The sequence below is a fragment of the Sandaracinaceae bacterium genome (assembly GCA_016706685.1).
Classification (GTDB): Bacteria; Myxococcota_A; Polyangia; order Polyangiales; family Houyiibacteriaceae; genus JADJJE01.
This window is the reverse complement of record JADJJE010000019.1, coordinates 67,335-89,021: the sequence shown is the minus strand read 5'-3', so window position 1 is coordinate 89,021 and position 21,687 is coordinate 67,335. Positions and strand designations below refer to the sequence as shown.

Annotated in this window: 18 protein-coding genes; 6 read left to right on the top strand and 12 right to left on the bottom strand. The window is 71.6% G+C overall.

Translation table 11 applies throughout. From position 1 onward, the window contains the following. Positions 1 to 309: 309 nt before the first annotated feature. The gene (locus tag IPI43_22855) at positions 310 to 552 is read right to left on the bottom strand and encodes a hypothetical protein (protein MBK7776934.1); all 243 of its coding nucleotides are present in this window, start codon (positions 550 to 552) and stop codon (positions 310 to 312) included. A gap of 113 nt (positions 553 to 665) precedes the next feature. On the opposite strand from IPI43_22855, the gene IPI43_22850 reads away from it, so the two are divergent. Together IPI43_22850 and IPI43_22845 are read left to right on the top strand one after the other, a co-directional pair. Next, positions 666 to 1,112 (top strand): hypothetical protein, encoded by a 447-nt coding sequence (locus IPI43_22850; protein MBK7776933.1) that lies wholly within the window; start codon positions 666 to 668, stop codon positions 1,110 to 1,112. Next, the gene (locus IPI43_22845; protein MBK7776932.1) at positions 1,109 to 2,641 is read left to right on the top strand and encodes a GMC family oxidoreductase; all 1,533 of its coding nucleotides are present in this window, start codon (positions 1,109 to 1,111) and stop codon (positions 2,639 to 2,641) included. Before IPI43_22850 ends, IPI43_22845 begins: the two co-directional genes overlap by 4 nt. A 12-nt stretch (positions 2,642 to 2,653) precedes the next feature. Here the strand turns inward: IPI43_22845 and IPI43_22840 are convergent, their stop codons facing one another. The 6 genes from IPI43_22840 to IPI43_22815 form a co-directional block, all read right to left on the bottom strand. Further along, a complete protein-coding gene (locus IPI43_22840; GenBank protein MBK7776931.1) occupies positions 2,654 to 3,640 on the bottom strand; it encodes an SDR family NAD(P)-dependent oxidoreductase in 987 nt (328 codons plus the stop codon). After that, the gene (locus IPI43_22835) at positions 3,637 to 4,080 is read right to left on the bottom strand and encodes an SRPBCC family protein (protein ID MBK7776930.1); all 444 of its coding nucleotides are present in this window, start codon (positions 4,078 to 4,080) and stop codon (positions 3,637 to 3,639) included. The genes IPI43_22840 and IPI43_22835 overlap by 4 nt, the downstream gene beginning before the upstream one ends. 190 nt (positions 4,081 to 4,270) lie before the next feature. Continuing rightward, complete coding sequence (locus IPI43_22830) at positions 4,271 to 5,821, bottom strand: NAD(P)H-binding protein (protein MBK7776929.1); 1,551 nt, start codon at positions 5,819 to 5,821, stop codon at positions 4,271 to 4,273. Between the two features lie 17 nt (positions 5,822 to 5,838). Beyond that, entirely contained in the window at positions 5,839 to 6,660 is an 822-nt protein-coding gene (locus IPI43_22825) for a helix-turn-helix domain-containing protein (GenBank protein ID MBK7776928.1), read from the bottom strand. A gap of 83 nt (positions 6,661 to 6,743) precedes the next feature. Continuing rightward, positions 6,744 to 8,786: a hypothetical protein gene (locus tag IPI43_22820; protein ID MBK7776927.1), complete on the bottom strand. Its 2,043-nt coding sequence runs from the start codon at positions 8,784 to 8,786 to the stop codon at positions 6,744 to 6,746. A 69-nt stretch (positions 8,787 to 8,855) separates the two neighbouring features. After that, positions 8,856 to 9,887, bottom strand: a complete 1,032-nt coding sequence (locus IPI43_22815) for a metallophosphoesterase (GenBank protein MBK7776926.1) — start codon at positions 9,885 to 9,887, stop codon at positions 8,856 to 8,858. Positions 9,888 to 9,981: 94 nt separating this feature from the next. Between IPI43_22815 and IPI43_22810 the strand changes: the two genes are divergently transcribed. From IPI43_22810 to IPI43_22800, 3 genes are all read left to right on the top strand, one after another. Further along, positions 9,982 to 10,686 (top strand): hemolysin III family protein, encoded by a 705-nt coding sequence (locus IPI43_22810; protein MBK7776925.1) that lies wholly within the window; start codon positions 9,982 to 9,984, stop codon positions 10,684 to 10,686. Between the two features lie 30 nt (positions 10,687 to 10,716). After that, complete coding sequence (locus IPI43_22805) at positions 10,717 to 11,250, top strand: hypothetical protein (GenBank protein ID MBK7776924.1); 534 nt, start codon at positions 10,717 to 10,719, stop codon at positions 11,248 to 11,250. Positions 11,251 to 11,320: 70 nt separating this feature from the next. Then, positions 11,321 to 11,935, top strand: a complete 615-nt coding sequence (locus tag IPI43_22800) for a hypothetical protein (GenBank protein ID MBK7776923.1) — start codon at positions 11,321 to 11,323, stop codon at positions 11,933 to 11,935. A gap of 56 nt (positions 11,936 to 11,991) precedes the next feature. Here IPI43_22800 and IPI43_22795 read toward each other — a convergent pair whose 3' ends face one another. From IPI43_22795 to IPI43_22780, 4 genes are all read right to left on the bottom strand, one after another. Continuing rightward, on the bottom strand, positions 11,992 to 12,774 hold the full coding sequence (locus IPI43_22795; protein MBK7776922.1) for a hypothetical protein: 783 nt from the start codon (positions 12,772 to 12,774) through the stop codon (positions 11,992 to 11,994). 20 nt (positions 12,775 to 12,794) lie between these two features. Next, positions 12,795 to 15,707: a protein kinase gene (locus IPI43_22790; protein ID MBK7776921.1), complete on the bottom strand. Its 2,913-nt coding sequence runs from the start codon at positions 15,705 to 15,707 to the stop codon at positions 12,795 to 12,797. A 69-nt stretch (positions 15,708 to 15,776) separates the two neighbouring features. Next, on the bottom strand, positions 15,777 to 16,316 hold the full coding sequence (locus IPI43_22785; protein ID MBK7776920.1) for a hypothetical protein: 540 nt from the start codon (positions 16,314 to 16,316) through the stop codon (positions 15,777 to 15,779). A 219-nt stretch (positions 16,317 to 16,535) separates the two neighbouring features. After that, entirely contained in the window at positions 16,536 to 17,471 is a 936-nt protein-coding gene (locus IPI43_22780; protein ID MBK7776919.1) for an alpha/beta hydrolase, read from the bottom strand. Between the two features lie 205 nt (positions 17,472 to 17,676). Between IPI43_22780 and IPI43_22775 the strand changes: the two genes are divergently transcribed. Next, positions 17,677 to 20,133, top strand: a complete 2,457-nt coding sequence (locus IPI43_22775) for a hypothetical protein (GenBank protein ID MBK7776918.1) — start codon at positions 17,677 to 17,679, stop codon at positions 20,131 to 20,133. Positions 20,134 to 20,179: 46 nt separating this feature from the next. Here the strand turns inward: IPI43_22775 and nhaA are convergent, their stop codons facing one another. Continuing rightward, positions 20,180 to 21,601: a Na+/H+ antiporter NhaA gene (gene nhaA, locus IPI43_22770; GenBank protein ID MBK7776917.1), complete on the bottom strand. Its 1,422-nt coding sequence runs from the start codon at positions 21,599 to 21,601 to the stop codon at positions 20,180 to 20,182. Between the last annotated feature and the right edge of the window lie 86 nt (positions 21,602 to 21,687).

The following is a 21,687-nucleotide window of genomic DNA, read 5'->3' as shown; positions in this document are numbered from 1 at the left end:
GAACGTGGCCGCGCTTCGATGGCCCCTCCGCGCTGGTCAGGCGGACTCCCGGCCGAGCGCCTCGGCAGCGCTCGACCACGGGCGTGAGGGTCACAACGCCCTGACGCGCGCGCTCGACGGCCAGTGGTTACGCAACGGCCGTGCTCCGCGTCCTCGCTGGGAACGCGCGAGGCGTTCGCTTCTGCGAGCGCGCGGGCTTTCGCCGCGACGGCAAGCCGTTCGAGGATGGCGCCTCGATGTCACTCCGCATGCGCCGACCGTTGGCGTAGACGTCGTGTCCCCTCATGCCGGTCGCCGCGGGCGCGCCCGCTACTGGGCGGGGCGCTCGAAGCAGACCTGGGGACCATCCAGTGCCGTCAGGTGAAACCCTTCGGCGCCATAACGCTGCACCGCCTCGTACCTCTGCCCCTGACGTTGGTACGACTCACAGAACGCCTGCACCGGCTGCACATTGACGGGAGTCGGAAACGTCTGCGCCGTGATGGCGGGCATCGCCACGCCAGCCGCACATCCAACGAGAGCACACACCACCGGGACCAGTAGCTTCTTCATGGGGAACCTCCTCGACTTGGTGAAACGCGGGCGGACAACCTCGCCACCGCGGGCGCGAGCGTGACGCAGACCGCCCTTGCCAGCCACCCCGCGAAAAGCCGACACTCAGTGCCATGACCGCCAACCCCACCCGTGTGCGCGTGGCCGACGCCCCGTACCGCAGCTGGACCTTGCCTCGCCCCTTGCGCCCGGCCGCGCGCGCGTTCGCCGAGGCGCTCTTCTCCACCCACGACGGCCCGCCGCCCGCGGAGCGCCTGGACTGGCTGATGGAGGAGCTGGACGACTACCTGGCGCGCTCGGGCTCGCGGGCGCAGCTGGTGTTCCAGTCGGGCGTCACGGGCCTCCTGACCCTCGCGCCGCTGGCCATCGGCAAGCTTCCCCCGCTCACGCGCCTGTCGGTGACGGACCGCGTGCACGCCATCGAGAAGGTGGAGCAGTCGCCCGCCGGGCTCTCGGTGCTGGCCGCGAAGACCATGCTCTGCTTCCTCTGGTACGAGCACCCCGAGGTGCGGCGCAGCGTGGGCGTGGACGCCGGCTGCATGGTGGAGGCCAAGTCATGAGCTACCTGAGCGCACGCGACCATCGCGGCTCGTTGATCTTGGACTGCGATGTGGTGGTGGTGGGCTCCGGCGCGAGCGGCGCCGTGGTGGCCACCGAGCTGGCGGAGTCGGGGCAGCGCGTGATCGTGCTGGAGGAGGGCGCGCACGTGCCCCACGCCGAGTACGGGAAGATGCGCGTGAGCGAGTCCTTGCGGCACATCTGGCGCGACGGCGGCATGACCATCGCCATCCCGCTCGGCGACTCGCCGGCCATCAACGTAACCATGGGCAAGGTGGTGGGTGGCTCTTCCGTGCTCACGGGCGGGGTCTGCTTCCGCCTGCCGGGGCGCATCCTGCACGAGTGGCAGAGGCACCACGGGCTGCCCGAGTACACCGAGGAGTCCATGGAGGAGGCCACGCAGGCCGTGGAGCGGCACTGCCACATCGAGACGGTGCCCACCGCCATGCGCTCGCGCGCCACCACGCTGTTCGACGAGGGCGCGCGCAAGCGGGGCTTCGAGCTGAAGCCGCTGCGCCGCAACACGAAGGACTGCAAGGGCTGCGGGCGCTGCAACTTCGGCTGCCCCGAAGGCGCGAAGCTGAGCGTGGACCTGAGCTACCTGCCGCGCGGCGTGAAGGCCGGCGCCACGGTCTACTCGCACTGCGTGGTGAACAAGGTACTGAGCCGTGGTGGCCGCGCCGTGGGCGTGACGGGCCGCATCTTGAACGGCCCCAACGGGACCCTGGGCAGCGAGCTCACCGTGCACGCGCGGCGCGTGGTGCTGGCCTGCAGCGCTTGGTACACGCCGCTGATCCTCGAGCGCAGCGGCGTGGGCAAGCAGAGCAAGGTGCTGGGCAAGCGCATGACGCTGCATCCCGGCTTCCGCATGATGGCGCGCTTCGACGAAGACGTGCGCGGCTGGCACGGCGCCATGCAGTCGGCCTTCAGCGACGCCTTCGAGGAAGCGGGCGCCACGCTGGTGAGCGTGTTCATCCCGCCGAGCGTGATCGCCGCCACCATGCCCGGCATCGGGCCCGCACATCACGAGCGCGCCCAGCAGCTGCCCAACATCGCCATGTTCGGCGGCATGATCCACGACGAGGGCGGCGGCACCGTGCGGCGCGGCTTCGGGCGCGAGCCCATCGTGACGTACCGCATGGCGCGCGAAGACCGGCCCAAGGTCTCGGCCACCGTGCGGGCGCTCGGTGAGACGTACCTCGCCGCGGGCGCCAAGGAGGTGTTCCCGCCGCTGCTGGGCTTGCCCGGTGGGCTCAGCGCGGACGCGTTCCGCAAGCTGGACCTCGACGCCATCCCCATGAGCCGCTTCGAGACATCGTCGCAGCACCCGCTCGGCACCGCGCGCATGGGCAAGGACCCGGTCAACGCGGTGGTGGACGCCGACGGGCGCGCCTTCGACATGGAGGAGCTCTACGTGGTGGACGGCTCGGTGCTGCCCACGAGCCTCGGCGTGAACCCGCAGCTCTCCATCATGTCCATCGCCACGCGCCTGGCGTGGCGCATGCGCGACCGCCCGCTGCGCCCGCTCTGAGCGCTGCCGGTCTCAGCCCGTGAGCCCGGCCTTGCCGCGCACCCACGCCAGCAGCTTCGCACGCTCCTCCGGCGTATCGGAGCGGCGCGTGTGGGCAAAGCGGTGAATCGGGCGTGGCCGGCGGTCGAGCCAGAACAGGCCGCTCTCGGCGAGCACCTCGCTATCGTTCACGGCCAGCCACACGAGCGTGTCGGCGCCCTCGGCCGGTGTGCGCAGCAGCGGCCCCACCACGCGCCGGAACATGGGCAGCGAGCGCGCCACCCCCGGCGTGTCGGCCCAGCCCGGGTGCATGGCGTGCACCACGATGCCGTCGGCGCGCAGGCGCTCGGCGTACATCTCCGTGAGCGTCACCTGCGCGCGCTTGGCCCGCGCGTAGGCCTTCACGCCGTCGTAGTCGGCGGGCGTCATCTCCAGCTTGGCCACGGAGAGCGGCTCGCTGTACATGCCGCCCGAGGACACCCACAGCACGCGCGCGCCCTTCGCCGCACGCAGCGCGGGCAGCAGCAGCTCGGTGAGCAGCACGGGCCCCACCACCTGGCTCGCCACCGTGAGCTCGGTGCCCTCGGGGCTCTCGTTGCGCACGTCGTCGAGCGCGCCGGCGTTGTGGATGAGCACGTGGATCTGCGGGTAGAGCACGCGCAGCTGCGTGGCGGCGCGCTGCAGCGCCGCGAGGTCCCCCGTGTCGGCCACGAGCTCGTGGATGTGCGTGTTGCCAGTGCTGGCGCGCAGCTCGGCGCAGGTGCGGGCCAGCTTGCTGGGGTTGCGCCCGATGAGCGTGAGCGTGGCCCCCATGCGCGCGAAGCTGCGGGCGGCCTCGAGCCCCAGGCCAGACGTGGCGCCCGTGATCACGATGACGCGGCCCGTGAGGTCCGTGCCCTCGAGCGACTCCCAGTGGTCGAGCCGCCGGCGCACGGCCGAGCCCACGCGCGTGAAGCTGCCGCCGATGCTCCACTCGAGCGCCGCGTCCACGCCGTCGGCCACGCGGCCCGCGCTGCTCATGCCACCACCTCGGTGCCGCGCAGGGCCTTGCGCATGCCCGCGGCGGCGCGGTCCCCGATGCGCCCGAAGGCCAGGCGCAGCAGCGGGTCGAACAGCCCGAGCGGCCCGCGCAGCGTGAGGATGGCGTCGTAGGTCACCACCGAGCCGGTGCCGGAGGGCTCCACCCGGATCTCGTCTTCGGACACGAAGAACGTGGTGCGCGACACCAGGAACACGCGCCGCGGGGCCTCGTAGGCCTTCACCACGTAGCGCATCACGGTGGTGCCGCCGGCCTTCACGGTGAGGTCGTAGGCCGAGCCCACGCTCTGGCCGTCGCCCTTCACCCGCACGGCACGCGTGACGCCCGGGTCCCACGCCGCGAAGTTTCGGACGTCGGCCATGTAGGCGAAGGCCTCTTCGGGTGAGAGCGGCGTGGAGACGGACGTGATGTAGTGAGCCATGTGTTCCTCGGGGCCCGCGCGCGGGCCGTTAGGGTCCGCGAACGCGGAAGTTGACCAGAGATCGCGGGCGAGGCGCCCGGCTGGCAAGGCGCGACGAGGGAGCATACCGCGAGGTATGTGACCGAGGAGCAACGCAGCCAGCCGGGATGCATCGGCCGCGAGGTCGGTCGACTTCCCCGTTCACGGACCCTCATGGTGCGTCCAGCGGCAGGAAGAGCAGGACGAAGAGATCCCAGAGCACGTGGGCCACCAGCGGCGCGACCAGGCTGCCCGACGCCGCGCGCAAGCCACCCCATACGAGGCCGCAGAGCAGCGCCGCCAGCGCCAGCACGGGCAAGCCGAGCGGCACGAGCGCGAACGCATACAGCACCGCCGTCGCGCCGCAGCCACGCCACATGCCGAGGCGCTGCTCGAGCGAGCGCTGCACCACCCCACGCCAGACCAGCTCCTCGCCCAGGATCGCGGGCAGCAGCACCAGCGTGGCGATCACCGGCGGCGCGGCCCGGAAGGCGGCGTAGAGCGCGGCCGTGTCCTGTGCGAGGAAGGGCGCCACCCGCGTGAAGAGCGGATACACCACATAGGTGGCCGCAACCATGACGCCGCCCGCGGCCGTGCCCAGCAGCAGCTGCGTCACCGTGGGCAGAAGGCTCGCGCGCGCCTGCGGATCGAGCCGCAGCGCCGTTCCGCCCAGCACCACCGCCGCCACACCGAAGCCCCACCAGATGCCCACCGCGTGCGTGCTGCACGCCGCCACCAGCCACAGCGCAACGAACAGCCACGCCAGCTTCTCGAGCGGGTCGCGCCGCCGCGCGCGCTCCACGGCGCCCCAGAAGCCGGGCAGGCGTCCATCCGCTTGTTCGGCTTCGAGCGCGCGCTCTGCCGCCTGCGTGAAGGTGGCGCGCGGGGGGTGTTGCGTCAGCTCCCAGAAGCGCTGGTCGTGCGCCAGCAGGTCCTCGGTGAGCCCCACCACGATCTCGCGGGCCACCGCCCACTCGGCGCGCGTCACGAAGCGCACCCAGTGCGACGACAGGCGCGGTGACAGCAAGGGCACCGCCAGCGTGAGCGGCCGGCCCACTCCAATGGCCTCGGCGCTGCGGTCCAGGATCTCCTTGCCCGACAACACCTCCGGGCCCGGGATGTCGAACCACGCGCTCTCGGCGAGCGGCAGCTCGAGCGCGTTCACCAGCGCCAGCACCACGTCGTGAATGGCCACGGGCTCGGTGCGCGACGCGAGCCAGCGCGGCAGCACCATGAACGGCAAGCGCGCGGCCAGGTCGCGCACCATCAGCCAGCTCAAGCTACCGCGCCCCACGATCATGCTGGCGCGCAGCTCCACGGTGGTGACGCTGCCCCCGCGCAGCGCCTCGCCCACGTCGCGCCGGCTGCGCAGGTGCTCGGAGCCGCCGTCACCGCTGGGCGCCACGCCACCCAAGTAGACGATGCGCTGAACCCCCGCCTCGGCCGCCGCGCGCGCGAAGCCCTTGGCGGCCTGCACCTCGCGCTCGTGGTAGTCCGCGCCCTCGCCCATGCCGTGCACCAGGTAGAGCGCCGCGTCGCAGCCCGCGAGCGCCCGGGCGCAAGAGTCCGCGTCGCCGAGGTCGCCCTGCACCCACGCCACCTCTGGCTCGCGCGCGCTGGCCCGCGCCACGTCGCGCGTCAGGCAGCGCACCTTCCACCCGGCGGCCTCGAGCGCCGGCCGCACGGCGCCACCCACGAAGCCGGTGGCGCCCGTCAGCAGCACGGTGCGTGGCGCGAGGCTCAGGTGACGACCTCGCGGCCGACCAGCAGCTCACGAAACGCTGCGAACGACTGGACGCGCACGCCCTGCACGGGCGCGGTGGGCCAGCTGCCCGCGCCACCCAACACCAGCCCCACCTCGTGCTCGCGGCACACCGCGCCCAGCTCGGTCTCGAGGGCGGCCAGGGCGCGCGCATCACGGCTCACTTCGGACGCGCACAGCGACACCAGGTCCACGTCGCCTTCCACCACCAAGCGCGCCACCTCGCCGAGCGGAGTGCGGCGCCCCAGCCAGATGGGCACCCAGCCCACCTCGCGCAGGCACAGCTCCGCCAACGACAGCCCGAGCGTGTGCTCGTCGTCTCCCGCGCAGGCCAGCAGGCAGCGTGGCCCGTGCAACCGCGAGGGCAGCGTGTCGCCCACCCGCGCGAGGGCCCGCGTCAGGTTGTCCGACGCCACGTGCTCGTCCGCGATGCTGATGAGGCCACGTTCCCAGGCCTTGCCCAGCTGGTGCAGCGCGAGGGCCACCTCGTCGGCCACGTCGCACCAGCGCCCCAGCCGTGCGCGCGCCTCCAGCAGGCGTCCGTCGAGCTCGTAGCGCGGTCCGTCGATCAAGCAGCGCACCCAGCCGTCTTCGGGCAGGTCGTCTCCGGCGCCCACCACGGCGCTGGGCATGCTCTCGCGCAGGAGGCGCTCCACGGCGGCGCGCTCGAAACGTCGGTGACCTCCCACCGTGCGCGAGTACGCCAGCAGCCCCTGGTCCGCCCAGCGCTTGATGGTCGAGGGGGCCACGGCGGCGAGCGCGGCAGCTTCGGTGGTGGTGAGCATGGCCCCAGCTCGCATTCTGTCAGCGTAGTGCGATTTAGGCCAATAGCAACAAAAAGAATCGACCAAATCGACCAAATCGTAGACTGGACGCCCAGGGCTCAGCCTGTGCGCGCTTCGTCGACCTCCGCCCACACGCTCAGCACGCATGCGCTCAGCAGCTCCACCGCTTCGCGCAGCTTGCGCCGGAAGGTGCCGTGCGGGACGCCGAACTCGGATGCGATGGCCAGCTGCTTCTCGGTCCGGTCGAAGTAGGCACGCGTGATGAGCGTGGCCGGCTCCGGGTACCGCCCCGTCGGGCGCATGCGGGCGTGCGCCGTCTCGAGCAGCGTGCGCACCCGCGCAGCGCGGGCCAGTGGCGTCTCCTCCGGCATGGCGCTGGCAAGGCGCACACGACTCAGACGGTCATCGTGGCGGTACCAGCGCAGCGCCTCCGACACAGCGCCCTCGAGGTCTGAAAGGGGCGCGGCGGGCGCTAGGCTGCTGCGCGCTGGAGGTGGCGCAGAAGCCGGCTGGGCGGCGCCGGGGGGGGTGGCCAACGCCGCCATGCAGTCGATGTTGCGGAACATGCGCTCGAGCGGAGTCTCGCGCCGGAAGTCGTAGCCGAGCACGGTGTAGGCATGCCCCTCCACATCGAACTCGAGCTCCGTGAAGCGGTCCAGCAGCCCCAGGTCGTGCCAGATGGAGCCGGACGCCGGGGTGAGCACCCGCACCGCGTGGGCGTGCAGGAGCAGGTCCGTGCGCGCCAGCCCCGCAGCGGCCGCGTCCAACGTCAGCTGGAAGAAGGCGGGCGTGGGCTCTTGATAGGTCTCGAGGCTCAGCCACCAGCGCAGCATCCGCGGCCCGCGGCCCGGTTGCGCCAAGGCTCGCAGCCGGCGTGCGGCGGGGTCCCTCACCACGTCCATGTCGCGGAGAAGTGAAGCGTCCATCCAGACCATCACGCCCACGGGCTCGCCCTCCACGCTGCGCTGCACCTCGCAGAGCTCCGGGAAGCGCGCCAGGTGCTCGGCTGCGAGGGTGGCACTGGTGTGGCCCTCGAAGCGCCGGATGGCGGCCACGATGGCCGGCACGTCCGCCGGCCGCATGGCATCGCGGTAGTAGACTGGCTGTTCCACGAACTCGAAGAGGGCCTCGCCCGGCGGCAGCGTGCGCAGGATGTGGCTCACCTCGTTCACGTATTGCCGGCGCCGCTCGTAGTCGGGCTCGTCCCGATAGCGGCCCAGGATCACCCAGGCGGCGCGCCGCACCAGGGCGACCAGGTCGTCGCCAAGCTCCACCACGAAACGCGCCAGGAAGCCCGCGCGGTACAGATCGTGGATGCGCCAGCGCCGCCCCACGCGCTCCACGAACCCGTGCCGCTCGAGGCGTGGGAGGAAGCCAGCGGTGCCTGCCGCATGAGTGAGGTCGCGCTCGTCGATCCAGCCCACCAAGCACAGCACGAACACCGCGCGGCGCTCATCGGCGTCCATGGGGTCACTCAGCTCGGCCAGCACGTGGGGCCCCGCGCGATAGCGGCGGCGCGCCTCGGGGCTCTCGGTGGCCAGGCAGGCCAGCGTGAGGGCGTGGCCGCGGGCCAGCTGGATCAGCTCCGGGCGCTCGGCCTCCGGGACCTCGCGCGCGCGCAGCAACGCCTCGGCTTCGGTGGGCGACAGCAGCGGCAGGCGGTAGACGAGCAGCAGCCGGTCCCAGGCGGGGTCGCTGCGGAAGCGAAGGTCGGGGCTGTGTCGGCTGGCCAGCACGACACGCACCGTCTTCGGCGCCATTGGCAGGATGCGATCGCGGTAGATGCGCTCGAGGCTCTGGTGCGCCTCGAAGGTGTCCACGAACACCACGCCCCGGCGCGCGTCGGCCAGGTCGGCCAGCGCCTCTGCAAAGCGCAGCTCGGCGGCGCGCGCGTCGGCGGGAACGTCGCGCGCGTCCACCCACGTGGTGGCCACCCCACGCTCTCGGGCCAGCGTCTCGAAGAGCCGCAGCGACATGGTCTTCCCGGTGCCACCCGGCGCGCTCAAGAACAGCACGCACGGCCCGCTCGCGTCCGAGTCGAGGCACCGCAGGAACTGGGCCTGGGCTTCCGGCCGCTCAATCAGCGTGTGGCGGCGGCGCTCCCTGGCGAGGTCACCGACCGTGACGGAATCCTTGTTCACAACGTGGCGGAGGTTACTCCACTGAGCACGGGTTTCCTACCCCAGCGGGTGACCCAACGGGCAGCGTGGTCAGCGCATGGGCTCTAGCGGCTGCCGCGTGTCGAGGTCGAGCAATGGGTAGCTCTCCGGGGGCACGTGCAGCATGCCCGCGTCGGTGAAATACAGCCGCGCGTCCGGGTTGCAGCGCGGCTCGTAGCGCACGCCGTCGCCGCTCACCGTGAGTGAGCGCAGCGTGGCGTCAAGGGCCGGACCGGGCTCGCACCAAGCCGGCATGAGCTCGCGGCACTTCCCGTCGCGAATGTGCCCAATGACCTGCGCGAAGGCGTCGGGCAGCTGGCGTGGGTCGAAGCGCCGGCGCGGTGGCCCGTCGAGCTTGCGCGGGTCCTCCACCGCGGGGTCGCACGGGCGCTGATACAGCACGCCGCGCCCTTCCCCACGCGCCGCCGAGCCAGGCTGGTGCAGCGGCCAGAGGTCCAGCGGGCCAGTCGTCCACGCCGCCACACGCGCATCCAACAACGCGTTGAGCGCATCCGACACGGCCACTGCGTGGGTGGCCTCGATGCCCACCGCAGCGAGGTCTTCGCGAGTGACCCCCGCGTGCACGAGCAACATCCCCGCGTGGTGCGCCGAGAGCCGAAAGCGGCCGCTACGCAACAGCTCGGTCACCAGCTCGCGCTGGGAGACGCTGAAGCACGAGTAGTCCCGCGCCAGCGCCTCGCTGTCCGGCACGGAGGGGTGACGCGTCAGGAACTCGGCCTCGTCCGCCTTGGCTTCGTACAGCGCGCGCGCCTCGGTGTGAGCCAGCCCGAACGCCTCGTCGCTGTAGCCACGCAGCTCGCACACGCGCGCCAGGTCGTGGTTGCCCAGCAGGATGGTCACCTGTTCGGGCGAGTGGTCGGCCAGCCAGCGCAGGATGGCCTCCCCGTCGGCGGTGGCTTGCTCGCGCACGTCCGGCTTGCCGAAGTCGAAGTGGTCGCCCATCGACACCAGGTGCACGTCCGCCCGCAGCCGGCCATCCGCACCGAGCAGCCGATGGTGCTGCAGGACGCCCAGGAACGTGACGAAGGGAGCCTGGGGGTCACCAATGGCGATGGTCCGCACGCAGACACTCTAACGCATGTGGGCGTGACACGATGGAGACATGCTTTCACCTCGCGCAGACACAGCGCTGGCCCACGAGCAGTAGCCTGAAGCCATGGCCAAGTCCTTCGTCGCGCCCATCCACGCCATCGCCGGCTTCGCGGAGCCGCTCGCGTCGTGCTCACACCTGGCCGCGGCGCTGGTGGCGCTGCTGCTGACGTACCCGCTCATCCGCGCGGGCCGCACGCCCGCCGCGCGCGTGGGCATCGGCGTCTTCTCGCTGGGGTCGGTCTTCCTCTTCGCCATGAGCGGCACGTACCACCTGCTGCCCATGCAGACCGTGGCGCGCGCCGTGCTCCTGCGCCTCGATCACGCCGCCATCTGGGTGATGATCGCGGGCACCATCACGGCGTTGCAGATGACGTCGGTCACGGGCGTCTGGCGCTGGGCCATGACCGGCGTCACCTGGGCGGCGGCCATCACGGGCCTGGTGCTCAAGACGGTCTACTTCCACCAGTTCTCCGAGGGGGCGGGCCTCGCGCTCTACCTGGGCCTCGGTTGGCTCGGGTCCATCAGCTTCTGGCGCCTGGTGAAGCTGCAGGGCTTCGACCTGGCCAAGCCCATCCTGCTGGGCGGCCTGGTCTACACCCTCGGCGCCATCATCGACTTCGCCGCCCCCGCACATCTGGTCCCCGGCATCGTAGGCCCGCACGAGCTGTTCCACGTGGCCGTGATGGCCGGCGCCGCGCTCCACGCCTTCGGCATCCACCGGCTGGCCCGCGAGGTGCACCTCCCTGAGCTGAGCCGCGCGGTGGTGTAGGCTACGGCGACTGGAAGCTGAACGAGGTGCATGGATCCGATTGTCCAGAATCTGCTCATCGGTGTTGCAGCCGCCGCGCTACCCGGCGGCATCGGGCACTTCATCGACATCACCAAGCTGCTCTTCCGGCGTGGCGCGGATGAACCGATGGAACAGCTGGAGCAGCGGTACGCCATCCTCGACGTCCTTCTGCTGACCGCGCTGGCCGATGGCCGGCTGTCGGAGGAGGAGCTCACGCTGGTCCAGGAGGAAGTGGCGAGCTACGAAGTCAACGTCCAGAGTCATCCCCTCCTCCGTTGGCGGCCGGTCGCCCTAGCGCTGTCCAACGAGACCCTCGCCGAGCGGCTCGAGTCCGCGGTCGCGACCTTGACGGGCGATGAGCGCGAGCAGGCCTTCGCCCTCGCTGCACGGATGGCGCGCCTCCCCGAGGGTGGGCTTCCCCGGCAGGGTGGCGGCGGCTATCGCGGAGGGGTCGCGACCGACCCTGACGCGCTGGTCGCGCTCATCGCGCGGGCCCTCGGGGTCGACGATGCCCGCGCCCAAAAGATCGAGGCCGATGGGTAGTCGGTTGCGCACGACTCGCGTCTGATGGACTGGCGACAAGGTCGGGCGCGAGCTGGTACTCTCGGCGGCCATGAAGGTGCGCGCACTCGCCTGCTGCCACTGCGGCGGGCCACTCGAAAACCCGGACACACTGCCGGCGCTGATCGACTGTCTGTACTGTGGCACGGTCAATTCCGCCACGCCCGAGGCCACTCGAGCGGCGCTCGAGGTGGTGCCCTGGGAGGTCCGCAAGCACGCGATCGCCAAGTTCACGGAGGCGCTGGTGGTGGCGTTGGAGGAAGGGCGCCCGCCATTCGAAGCGCTCCGTCTCTGTTCGGCCGCTCACCTCGGCGTCGCTGGTCGCGGAGAGACGGTCGCCCGGATCGCGATAGCGCTCGCGCACGACTTCGAGCAAGAGGCGGGCGTCTCGGTGATGCGCGACGCGCTGGTCTTCTCCCGCATCGCGCAGGCCTACCTCCTCGCGCTCGACGAGTTGCGCACGCGTGACGACTACGACCTCAACCTCCCATTCCTGACGGCGAACCAACACGGCCCAGCGCACCTACACCGCAAGCTGACGGCAAAGCTCTTGGCCGAGCTCGCCGCGCGGGATCCGCACTCGAAGGCTCCACGTCCACCCGCCGAGCAGCCTCCGCAGACCTCCGCCTCCAAGGCGAAGAAGAAGGGGTGGTGGCCTTTCTCGTGAGGCCCAGTGACCGTCGCCTCGAGGGACTCGATCGTCGTCAACGTTCGGCACGAACGTCAGAGTGACGTGGCGCGGGTAGACCGGCCTTCCGAGCGCAGGAACGCCACCACCGCCGCACGGTCTTCGACGCAGCGGTGCTCCGCGCCGCGCCACTCGTCCAGGGTGTCGATGTACTCGAGCAGGCCCACTTCGTTGAACGCGAAGGACGGCGCATCGGCTGCACCCGCGCGCGCGGCGGCAGCAGCGCCCGGCAGGCACGTGCGCCCGTGGTAGAGCCCGCAGGCCTCGCTGTTGTCCAGCAGCAGGAGCCCAGGGCGGTGGTTCACGAGGGTCCCCCAGCGCTCGCGCAGGGACGCGGGCACCAGCTGCTCGTGCAGCGCGTCCACGGTAGCTCGCGGAGCCTCCCGCTGCGCTTGGTCGAGCCGCCGCGGGCCCTCTCGTGACGTGACCCAGGTGGCGAAGAAGCGCCGCTCCGCCCCCAGCCAGAACGCGGTGGGATACGGCGGCGTGTCCTGATGCAGCAGCTGACGGAAGCCCGTCAGATACGGGTTCTGGCTGTAGGCGTGCTCCCACGGCGCCCGCTGCGCGAGCGTGTGGTTGGTGGGGTTCACCGGCAGCGCCGGGAACTCGATGAGCCCGTGCACGTGGATGGCCCCGCGCAGCTGCTGCAGGAACGCATACGCCGTGCTGGTGTAGGGTGCACGCCGCATGAGCGCTGGGGGCACGTGCACACGTAGGCCGAGCGCGCGCTCGCCCCCGTCATCGAGCCGATACACCCCCACCTCGGACGTGCACTCGGCCAGCAGGTCGTGAAGCGTGAAAGGGACTCGAGCAGGCATGACGTTCTGGGAGGGCCTCGTCAGCCGCTGACGCCGCCGGTGACGCCCCCCGGCGCCTGCCCGCCCGTGTCGGTCCGCGGGTGCCGCAAGATGGCCCCGCTGGCCCCCAGCAACCACACGTCGCGGTCGGTGCGCAGCAGCCCATACACCCCCACGTCCACGCTCAGGTCCAGCTCGCTCCAGGTGCCGTCGTTGGCGCGCACGAAGGCGATCCCGCCCTCGCCGGCTGCGAACACGCGCCCCTCGTCGTCGAGGCCCACCGCGAAGAGCGCGCCGCGCTCGGTCACGGGCGCCTGCTCCAGCACGCACTCGTCGCCCTCGATGCGCACGATGGCGCCGCCCACGCCCACCGCGAACGACGCGCGCTCGCCCTTGTGGACCGCGCGCAGCCGCAGCCCGGTGGCTGCAGCGCAGGGCAAGCGCGCCGTGGTCAGGCGCGTGAGGCGCACCACGGCGCCGTCGTCACCCACCGCCAGCGCGTCGTCGGCCGTGCCCGAGATGCCCCACAGCGTGGGCGTGCCCTCGAGGATCTCCGTGCGCAGCCCCTCGAGCGGACCGCGCACCACGGTGCCGCCCGCGCCCACTGCCGTGAGCCAGCCCTCGCTGGCGATGATGGCGCGCAGCGGCTGCTCGGTGGGGCTCTCGATCTCGCGCACGCTGCTCCAGCCGATGCCCAGCATCACGCCTTGGTCGCCCACGGCCACCAGCAGGTCGTCTTGGTATGCGGCGATGCCCGCGAGCGCGGCGTCGGTGCCGCTCTCGCCCTCGGTGAACTTGTCGTCGCCCTCACGCAGCAGGGTGCCCCACTCGCCCACCACCACCAGGCGCCCAGCCAGCGACGCGGCCGCGCGCAGCGTGTGCGACGTGCCCTCGGTCAGCAGGATGAGGTGGTCGCTGGCCATCAGCGCCAGGCGGCCCGCGTCGCCCACCACCCAGGTGGCCGCGCCGTCCATGCCAGCGATGTCGCGGAAGGGCTGATCGGTGCCCGAGTCGAGCCGCACGGAGCGCTCGCCCGCCAGCAGCAGCACGCCGCCGCCGGTGCCCGAGGCGGCCGCGCGGCCCTCGTCGCAGGTGATGCCGGTGAAGCCCTCACGGCCCGTGCCGTTGAGCCGGCGCCACACGCCCGCGGGGTCGCGCAGCATGACGTGGCCGTCGTCGCCCACGGCGTAGAGGTCCCCGCGCGGGCAGCCGCCCACGGCGCGCAGCGTGCTGCTGCCGGGCGGGCGCTCGGTGACCACGCGGTCGCCGGTGACGCGCACGATGAGGCCACCCTGACCCACCGCATACACGGCGCCGTCGCGGGCGTGCGCGCCGAACAGCGTCTGGTCGATGCCCGTGGCCACGGGCGTGACGCGCTGGCCGATGACGCGCAGGTACGTGCCGGCGTCGCCCACCACCACCAGCTCGGTGGGCGACACCACCACCACGTCGCGCAGCGCGGCCTCGGTGCCCGACGGAACCACGTGCGCCTGCGAGCCGTCCAGGCGGCGCAGCACGCCGCGGTCGCCCACCACCCACGCTGCATCGGCGCTGCCCCACACGATGGCGTGCAGGTCTTCCGTGGTGGCCGTGGGCCAGCGCACCAGGCGCCCCTCGGTGAAGCGCCCGGCCTGGCCACGGTTGCCCACCACGCCCACGAGCCCCGCTCCGCCCACGGCCACGGCCCGCCACGAGGGCATGGCGCGCGGGCGCGGGTGAACGAAGCGCCAGCCCAGCGTGGTGGGCGGCGGCGTGGTCAGCGGCGCGATGTCGGGCTCCGTGGGCACCGGCAGCGCGACCGGTGCGTCCGCTGGGTCTGGCCCGGGCTCGGGCTCGCGGGCGAAGAGGAACCACGCGCCGATGCCCACACCCACCAGCGCGATCAGCGCGGCCACCCCCATCCACGCCTTGCCGCCGCCTCCGAGCGCGCTCTGCTCGTCCGCGTCCAGGTCGAGGTCTTCTTCCCGCGCGCGGGGGCTAGACGCCATGGCGGTGTTGGCCATGGCCATGGGGCTGTGCACCCGTGAGAGCGCCGACGGTGTCATGCCACGCGTTGCCGCGCCGGGTGTGACCACGGGGGCCACGTCGTGCTCCACGAAGGGCTGGAGCGCGGCCATCAGCTCCGCGCACGTGGCGGGCCGCTCCGTGGGGTTCTTGCTGAGCGTGCGCGTGATGAGCGCGTCCAGCGCCACGGGCACGTCCATGCGGTACTGACGCACGGGCGGCGGCGGCTCGGTGCAGATCTTGAGCACCAGCATGGGATACGAGTCGTCTTCGAACGGGTGCTGGTTGGTGAGCAGCCGAAACAAGATGACGCCCAGCGAGTAGATGTCCGCGCGCGCGTCCACGCTGCGCTTTCCCTGCGCTTGCTCGGGCGACATGTAGAACGGGGTGCCCATGGCCGTGCCCGTCTTGGTCATCATGCTGGCGCCCTCGGCGGGCGTCTGGAACTTGCTGATGCCGAAGTCCAGCAGCTTGATGGGCTGCGCGTCCGGGCCCGCAGGCAGGAAGATGTTGTCCGGCTTCAGGTCGCGGTGAACGATGCCCTTGTCGTGCGCGGCCCCGAGCGCGGCGCACACGTGCGACACGAGCCGGCAGGCCTCGCCCACGCGCAGCGCGCCGTCACGCGCCAGTTTGCTGGCCAGGTCCTCGCCCGTGAGCAGCTCCATGGCCATCACGATGGTGCCGTCGCTCAGCGCACCGAAGTCCAGCACCTGCACGATGCCCGGGTGACCAATCTCGGTGGCGGCGCGCGCCTCGCGCCGAAAGCGCACCACCACGTCGTGGTCCAGGGCCAGGTGCGGGTGCAGGCACTTCACGGCCACCCGCTGCCCGGACTCCACGTCATCCGCCGCGTAGACGCTGCCAAAGCCGCCCTCGCCGAGCAGCGACACGATGCGGTAGCGGTCCCCGAGCATGTCGCCGATGGCGCGCTGTGACATGGAAGGGCTCATGCGCGCACTCTCTCTTCTGGGACCACCATGCGAGCGACGCTACCACGGAGCGCGCGCCGCGCATTCCCGTCATGGGATGTGAATGGTCATCCCGGCCAGCATGGCGATGGCGCCGCTGTCGAGCTGGCTGCCCGCCTCGGTGGCGAAGTAGTGGCTGTACTCCACGCGCGCCTCGAGCGTGACCGCAGGGCTCACGGAGATGCCCACGCTGCCGGCGACGCTCACCACGAACGTGCGCTCGTACTGACCACGAGGCTGCCCGTCCAACCCCTCGAGCGGCAGACGCAAGCGCCCGAACGAAGCGTCCACCGCGGGCCGCAGGCGCAGCTCCGGGAGACGCGGGCGCACCGAGAAGTACACGCCACCGCCCGGCTGCGGCGAGCGCAGAGGCAGGTCATAGCCGGTGAGCTGCACGTAGGCGCCCATGTGCAGCGGGCCAATCAGCTCGGCCGCGAAGCCGCCGCGCACCACGGGCCGCCAGACGGCTTCTCCGGCGCGCTCCAGGCGTAGCACCCCGGAGTGCACCTCCAGCGTGCCGAGGTCGGCGCAGGCTCGAGCAGGCTGGAGGGCCATGCCCGCGATCAGCAGCGTGAACCCGAGCGCTGCCATGGGGAGTGGACGGGACCTGGAAACGGGAGTTCTCGCTGGGCGCATACGCCAGCACCCTTGAGCAGGCCCCGTGCCAAGCGGACAATTCTCGGCAAAAGGCGAGGCGAACGCCCGGCCGAGAGCACGGCGGCGGCGCTCGTGCCCACGATCGTTCACGCGTGTGAAAAACGGCGCGACAGCGGCCGCCCCCAAGCGCCGTGGGGACCGCCGGACGTCCTCTCAGGCCGGCGCGAAGAGCCGGTGCAGGCGCGGCACGCTGCGCTGCAGCAGCCCAGCCCGCGGCCACTGCTGCTGCGCGTTGACCCAGGCGCCAATCTCGTGGAACGCGCGCGCCGCCTCGGGGATGAACATGCTGAACCCGTGGAAGGCGTGGCACATGCCCTCCCACTCTTGCAGCGTCACGCGCACGCCCTGCCGCTCCGCACGCCGCGCCAGGGTGCGGATCTCGGAGAGCAGCGTCTCGCCACCGCCTGCCTGGAGCAGCATGGGCGGGAAGCCCGAGAGGTCCGCGTGCACGGGCGACGCCTGCGGGTCGCGCGGGTCGGCGCCCTGCAGGTAGTAGGCCGCGAAGAGTTCCAGCAGGTCGCGCGAGAGGTAGTCGTACGGGTCGTTGAACTGCACGCTGTCGCCGCGGCACTCGAGGTCCACCCAGGGCGAGAGCAGCAGCACCAGGCGCGGCAGCGGCTTGCCCGAGGCACGCACGCGCTGGAGCATGGCCAGCGCCAGGTTGCCGCCGGCCGAGTCGCCCGAGAGAACGATGCGGGAGGCGTCCACGCCCGAGTCCAGGAGCCCGAGGTAGGCGGAGTAGCAGTCCTCGATGGGCAGCGGGAACGGGTGCTCGGGAGCCAGGCGATAATCGATGCCCACCGCGCGGCAGTTGATGGCGCGCGCCAGCTCCGAGATGAACGTGGCGTGCACGTGCGACGAGCACAGCGCGAAGCCGCCGCCGTGGATGTGCATGAGGACGGGCCCCTGGGCATGTGCCCCGTGCGGCGTGAACCAGCGCGCGGGCACTCCGCCGAGCGAACCCGCCCGCTGGCTGACGCCGCGCACCGGGGGCGCCAGGCGTGAGAGGTTCTCGAGCGCGACGCGCGTCTGCACCGGCGAGCGGTGGTCGGTCACCGTGCGGGCAGCGCGCTTGAGGGTGCGGACCATGGCGGTCGTTCGCACGCCCCATGCAGGGTGGCGTTCGAACGGATCCCGAGCCTTATTGGTATGCGGCTGCGGAACGCGTTCCTTCGGGGGGGGAAAGGAACTCGTCACGGCCGTCAGGATAGCGATCCTGCTGGAAGAGTAAAGCAAAGCCCTGCGCCACACGGCGTAGTAAGGTCCAGTTGGTTCTCTTGCCTTGGGGGCGTCGATGACTCGTGGTGTGGGTGTGCGCGGGCTCCTTCTCTTGGTGCTGGTGGCTGGCTGTGGTGGAACGGACGGTCCACCGGACAGCGGGGGCACCGACATCGGTCCCGTGGACGCGGGACCGGACGTGGGCCCCGATCTGGGCGGCTGCGTGGACACGGACGGCGACGGTCATGGCGCGGCGCCGTGCGGCGACGACTGCGACGACACGGACTCCACCCGCTTCACCGGTGCGGTCGAGGTGTGCGACTACACGGGGCACGACGAGGACTGCGACGACACGACGTTCGGCAGCAAGGACGACGACGAGGACGGATACGTGGACTCGCGTTGCTGCAACGGAGACGCCTGCGCGCGAGACTGCGACGACACGCGGGGTGGCGCGCACCCGGGCCTCGCAGAGGTCTGCAACCGCCGCGACGATGACTGCAACGGCGTGGTGGACGAGGAGCTGACGGTCACGGGGTACGCCGACCACGACCGCGACCTGTACGGAGCGGGGCCCGAGATCATGGCCTGCCCGGGCACGGGGCTCTCCGTGAGCAACCTGGACTGCGACGACACCACGCCCAACGCGGGGCGGGCGTCACCGGCCTTTCAGGAGGTCCCGGGGGACATGATCGACAACAACTGCAACGGCCCCAGTGACGACCCCGTCAGCGGCGGCGCCCAGACCTGGTACCGCGACGCCGACGGTGATGGCTTCGGCGTTGGCACGGACACCATCAGCTCCAGCACCAACGTGCTGGGCTACTCACTCTCCGCAGGCGACTGCAATGACACCAGCGGCGCCATCCATCCGCTGGCCGCCGAGCTCTGCAACGCCGTGGACGACGACTGCAACGGCGAGGCGGACTTCATCCTCGGCGTGAACGACTGGGAAGACGACGACGGCGACGGGGCCCCCGATGCGCTCTGCGGCGCGGTCACCATGGACTGCGACGACAAGTCGGCGTCGACGCGGCCCGGCGCCGCCGACGTGTGCGACGGCCGCGACAACGACTGCGACGGAATGACCGACGAGCTGTGCGAGGTAGTGCCCGGGGCAGCCTACTTCAAGGCCTCGAACTCGTTCGACGACGACCAGTTCGGGTACTCGGTCTCCCTCTCGGCCGATGGGACCCGCTTGGCCGTCGGGGCCCCATTCGAGGACTCGAACGCGACCGGCATCGGAGGCAGCCAGACCAACGACCTCGCGCCCGACAGCGGCGCGGTGTACCTCTTCGCCTGGACGGGTACGGCCTGGACCCAGGAGGCGTACATCAAGGCGTCGAACGCAGGCGCAGAAGACCTCTTCGGCAGCGCCGTCTCCCTCTCCGCCGACGGCACGCGCCTCGCGGTGGGCGCCCCGCACGAGGGCTCCAGCACCACGGGCGTCGACAACGGCCAGAACGAGGGCGCCCCCGGGAGCGGAGCCGTGTACGTGTTCGCACGCGTCGGCGCGATCTGGACTCAACAGGCGTTCGTGAAGGCTTCGAACACCGACGACCTCGACCGCTTCGGCAGCGCCGTGTCGCTCTCGGCCGATGGCCGCCGACTGGCAGTGGGAGCGCCGGAGGAGGCGTCCAACAGTGTGGGCGTGGATGGCCCGCAGGGAAACAACTCGTTGCTGCAGGCCGGCGCGGTCTACGTGTTCGCGCGCCCTGTCGCGACGTGGGCGCAAGAGGCCTACCTCAAGGCCTCCAACACGGGCCAGGAGGACTTCTTCGGTGAGTCGGTGTCGCTCTCGGGAGACGGGCGCCGGCTGGCCGTGGCCGCGCGCTGGGAAGACTCTGGCGCTCTGGGCGTGGACGGCGTGCAGGCGAACGAGTCCGCCCAGGAGAGCGGCGCCGTGTACGTCTTCAGCAGGGACATGGTCTGGTACCAAGACGCGTATCTCAAGGCCTCGAACGCCAGCGCCTTCGACGGCTTCGGCCGGTCTCTCTCGCTCTCCCATGACGGCACCCGCCTGGCCGTCGGAGCCTTCCACGAGGCGTCGGGCGCCACCTCGGTCGACGGCGACCAGGAAAACGACGACGCCGACGACGCGGGCGCGGTCTACCTCTTCGCCTGGTCCGGGACATGGGCGCAAGAGGCCTACATCAAGGCCACGAACACCAGCGAGCTGGACCTCTTCGGATTCTCGGTGGCGCTCTCCCCCGACGGTGCCTCGTTGGCCGTCGGCGCACCGCAGGAGTCCACGGCGTCCACCGGAATCGACGGCAGCCAGGTCGGCAGCGGCGCACCCGACAGCGGCGCCGTGTACCAATACGGGCGCGTCGGAACGGCGTGGACGCCGCGTGCCTACGTGAAGGCCACCAACACGCAGATGGGCGATCAATTCGGCTGGTCGGTGTCGTGCTCGGCGGACGGCTCGCGCCTCGCGGTGGGCGCCTACCTAGAGGACTCGAGCTCCCGTCTCATCAACGGCGACGACGCGAGCAACGCCGCGCCCGACAGCGGCGCGGTGTTCGTGTACTGACGGCCTTCGGCCTCCGAGGCTGCGGGCGCGCCACGGAGTCGCCCGCTCAGAGCGCGGTGGAGCTCTCGGCTTCGTCGGCGGTCTCGGCGGCGCCGGCCACGCCGACGGGCGTGAGCAGGACTCGACCCAGCACCAGCGCGAGGACACCCGCTGCGCCGCTCGCCGCCAGCACACCCAGCTTGGCGGCAGCCAGCAGGTGCGCGTCGGTGAACGCGAGCGCCGCGATGAAGAGCGCCATGGTGAAGCCCACGCCGGCGACCACGCCGAGCACCAGCAGGTGCCGCATGGTGAGGCCCACGGGCAGCGTCCCCAGGCGGAAGCGCAGCGCCAGGCACATGGCCAGCAGCACCCCCAGCGGCTTGCCCACCACGAGCCCCACCGTCACCGCCGTGGCCACGCGCCACGAGTCCGCGTCCAGCGCGCCTCCGGACACGGTCACACCCGCGTTGGCCAGCGCGAAGATGGGCATGATGCCGAAGGCCACGAAGGGGTGCAGCTTCTCGATGAGACTCTCGGCGGGCGACATGGCCTCACGGCGCGCCGCGTCGACGACCCGCAGCGTCTCGGCGAGCTCGTGGGGGTCGAGCGAGCCCGGCGCCGCCTGTGAGAGGCGCTCGAGCTGCGGACGAACGCCGGCCACGAAGCCCTCGGGCCCCAGCCACGCGCGCACCGGCGTGATGAGCCCCACGATGACGCCTGCGATGGTGGGGTGGATGCCCGCAGCGTAGATGCCCGCCCAGGCCACGAAGGCGGGGGCGATGTAGGCCAGCTTCGAGCGCACGCCGAGCCGCTGCATGGCGAACACGCCCAGCACGCCGAGGGCGGCCACCAGCAGCCCCACGAGCGACACGCCCGACGAGTAGAACAGCGCGATGACCACGATGGCCCCGAGGTCGTCGATCACCGCTACGGCGAGCAGCAGCACTCGCAGGGCCGCGGGCGCGCGCTTGCCGAGCAGCGTGAGGATGCCCACCGCGAACGCGATGTCCGTGGCCATGGGGACACCCCAGCCGGAGCGGGTGGCCGGCTCACCGGCGAACGCGAGGTAGAGGCCTGCCGGGGCCAGCATGCCACCCAGCGCAGCGGCCGCAGGGATCGCGGCGCGCCGCCACTCGGACAGCTCGCCGTGGTGCATCTCGCGGCGGATCTCGAGGCCCACCACGAAGAAGAAGATCACCATCAAGGCGTCGTTGACGTACCACTCGAGCGAGCGCTCGAAGGAGAAGCCGCCCAGACGGACGCCCACCGGCGTGTGCCACACGTAGTCATAGCTGCTGGCCCATGGCGAGTTCGCCCAGGCCAGCGCCGCGGCCGCGGAGAGGAGCAAGAGGATGCCGCTCGCGGCCTCGATGCGCAGGAAGCGCTCGAGCGGGCGACCCGCCAGACGAGCCACGCGCACGAGTGGCTCCCAGGCTTCGGGCGGAGGAGACGAAAGAGGGCCAGGCCCCGGGGTGATGGAGGTCGACATGCACTATCCCTGTTGGTGTTGTCCAACGGGGATGGCGGCCCGACCATCCACAGACCTGCGGGGCCAACGCGGCACCGCACCCTTCG

Excerpts from the sequence above, each read along its gene's own strand:
- IPI43_22855 (MBK7776934.1), bottom strand. The coding sequence starts at position 552 with ATGAAGAAGCTACTGGTCCCGGTGGTGTGTGCTCTCGTTGGATGTGCG.
- IPI43_22850 (MBK7776933.1), top strand. The coding sequence starts at position 666 with ATGACCGCCAACCCCACCCGTGTGCGCGTGGCCGACGCCCCGTACCGC.
- IPI43_22845 (MBK7776932.1), top strand. The coding sequence starts at position 1,109 with ATGAGCTACCTGAGCGCACGCGACCATCGCGGCTCGTTGATCTTGGAC.
- IPI43_22840 (MBK7776931.1), bottom strand. The coding sequence starts at position 3,640 with ATGAGCAGCGCGGGCCGCGTGGCCGACGGCGTGGACGCGGCGCTCGAG.
- IPI43_22835 (MBK7776930.1), bottom strand. The coding sequence starts at position 4,080 with ATGGCTCACTACATCACGTCCGTCTCCACGCCGCTCTCACCCGAAGAG.
- IPI43_22825 (MBK7776928.1), bottom strand. The coding sequence starts at position 6,660 with ATGCGAGCTGGGGCCATGCTCACCACCACCGAAGCTGCCGCGCTCGCC.
- IPI43_22810 (MBK7776925.1), top strand. The coding sequence starts at position 9,982 with ATGGCCAAGTCCTTCGTCGCGCCCATCCACGCCATCGCCGGCTTCGCG.
- IPI43_22805 (MBK7776924.1), top strand. The coding sequence starts at position 10,717 with ATGGATCCGATTGTCCAGAATCTGCTCATCGGTGTTGCAGCCGCCGCG.
- IPI43_22800 (MBK7776923.1), top strand. The coding sequence starts at position 11,321 with ATGAAGGTGCGCGCACTCGCCTGCTGCCACTGCGGCGGGCCACTCGAA.
- IPI43_22795 (MBK7776922.1), bottom strand. The coding sequence starts at position 12,774 with ATGCCTGCTCGAGTCCCTTTCACGCTTCACGACCTGCTGGCCGAGTGC.
- IPI43_22790 (MBK7776921.1), bottom strand. The coding sequence starts at position 15,707 with ATGAGCCCTTCCATGTCACAGCGCGCCATCGGCGACATGCTCGGGGAC.
- IPI43_22785 (MBK7776920.1), bottom strand. The coding sequence starts at position 16,316 with ATGGCAGCGCTCGGGTTCACGCTGCTGATCGCGGGCATGGCCCTCCAG.
- IPI43_22780 (MBK7776919.1), bottom strand. The coding sequence starts at position 17,471 with ATGGTCCGCACCCTCAAGCGCGCTGCCCGCACGGTGACCGACCACCGC.
- IPI43_22775 (MBK7776918.1), top strand. The coding sequence starts at position 17,677 with ATGACTCGTGGTGTGGGTGTGCGCGGGCTCCTTCTCTTGGTGCTGGTG.
- nhaA (MBK7776917.1), bottom strand. The coding sequence starts at position 21,601 with ATGTCGACCTCCATCACCCCGGGGCCTGGCCCTCTTTCGTCTCCTCCG.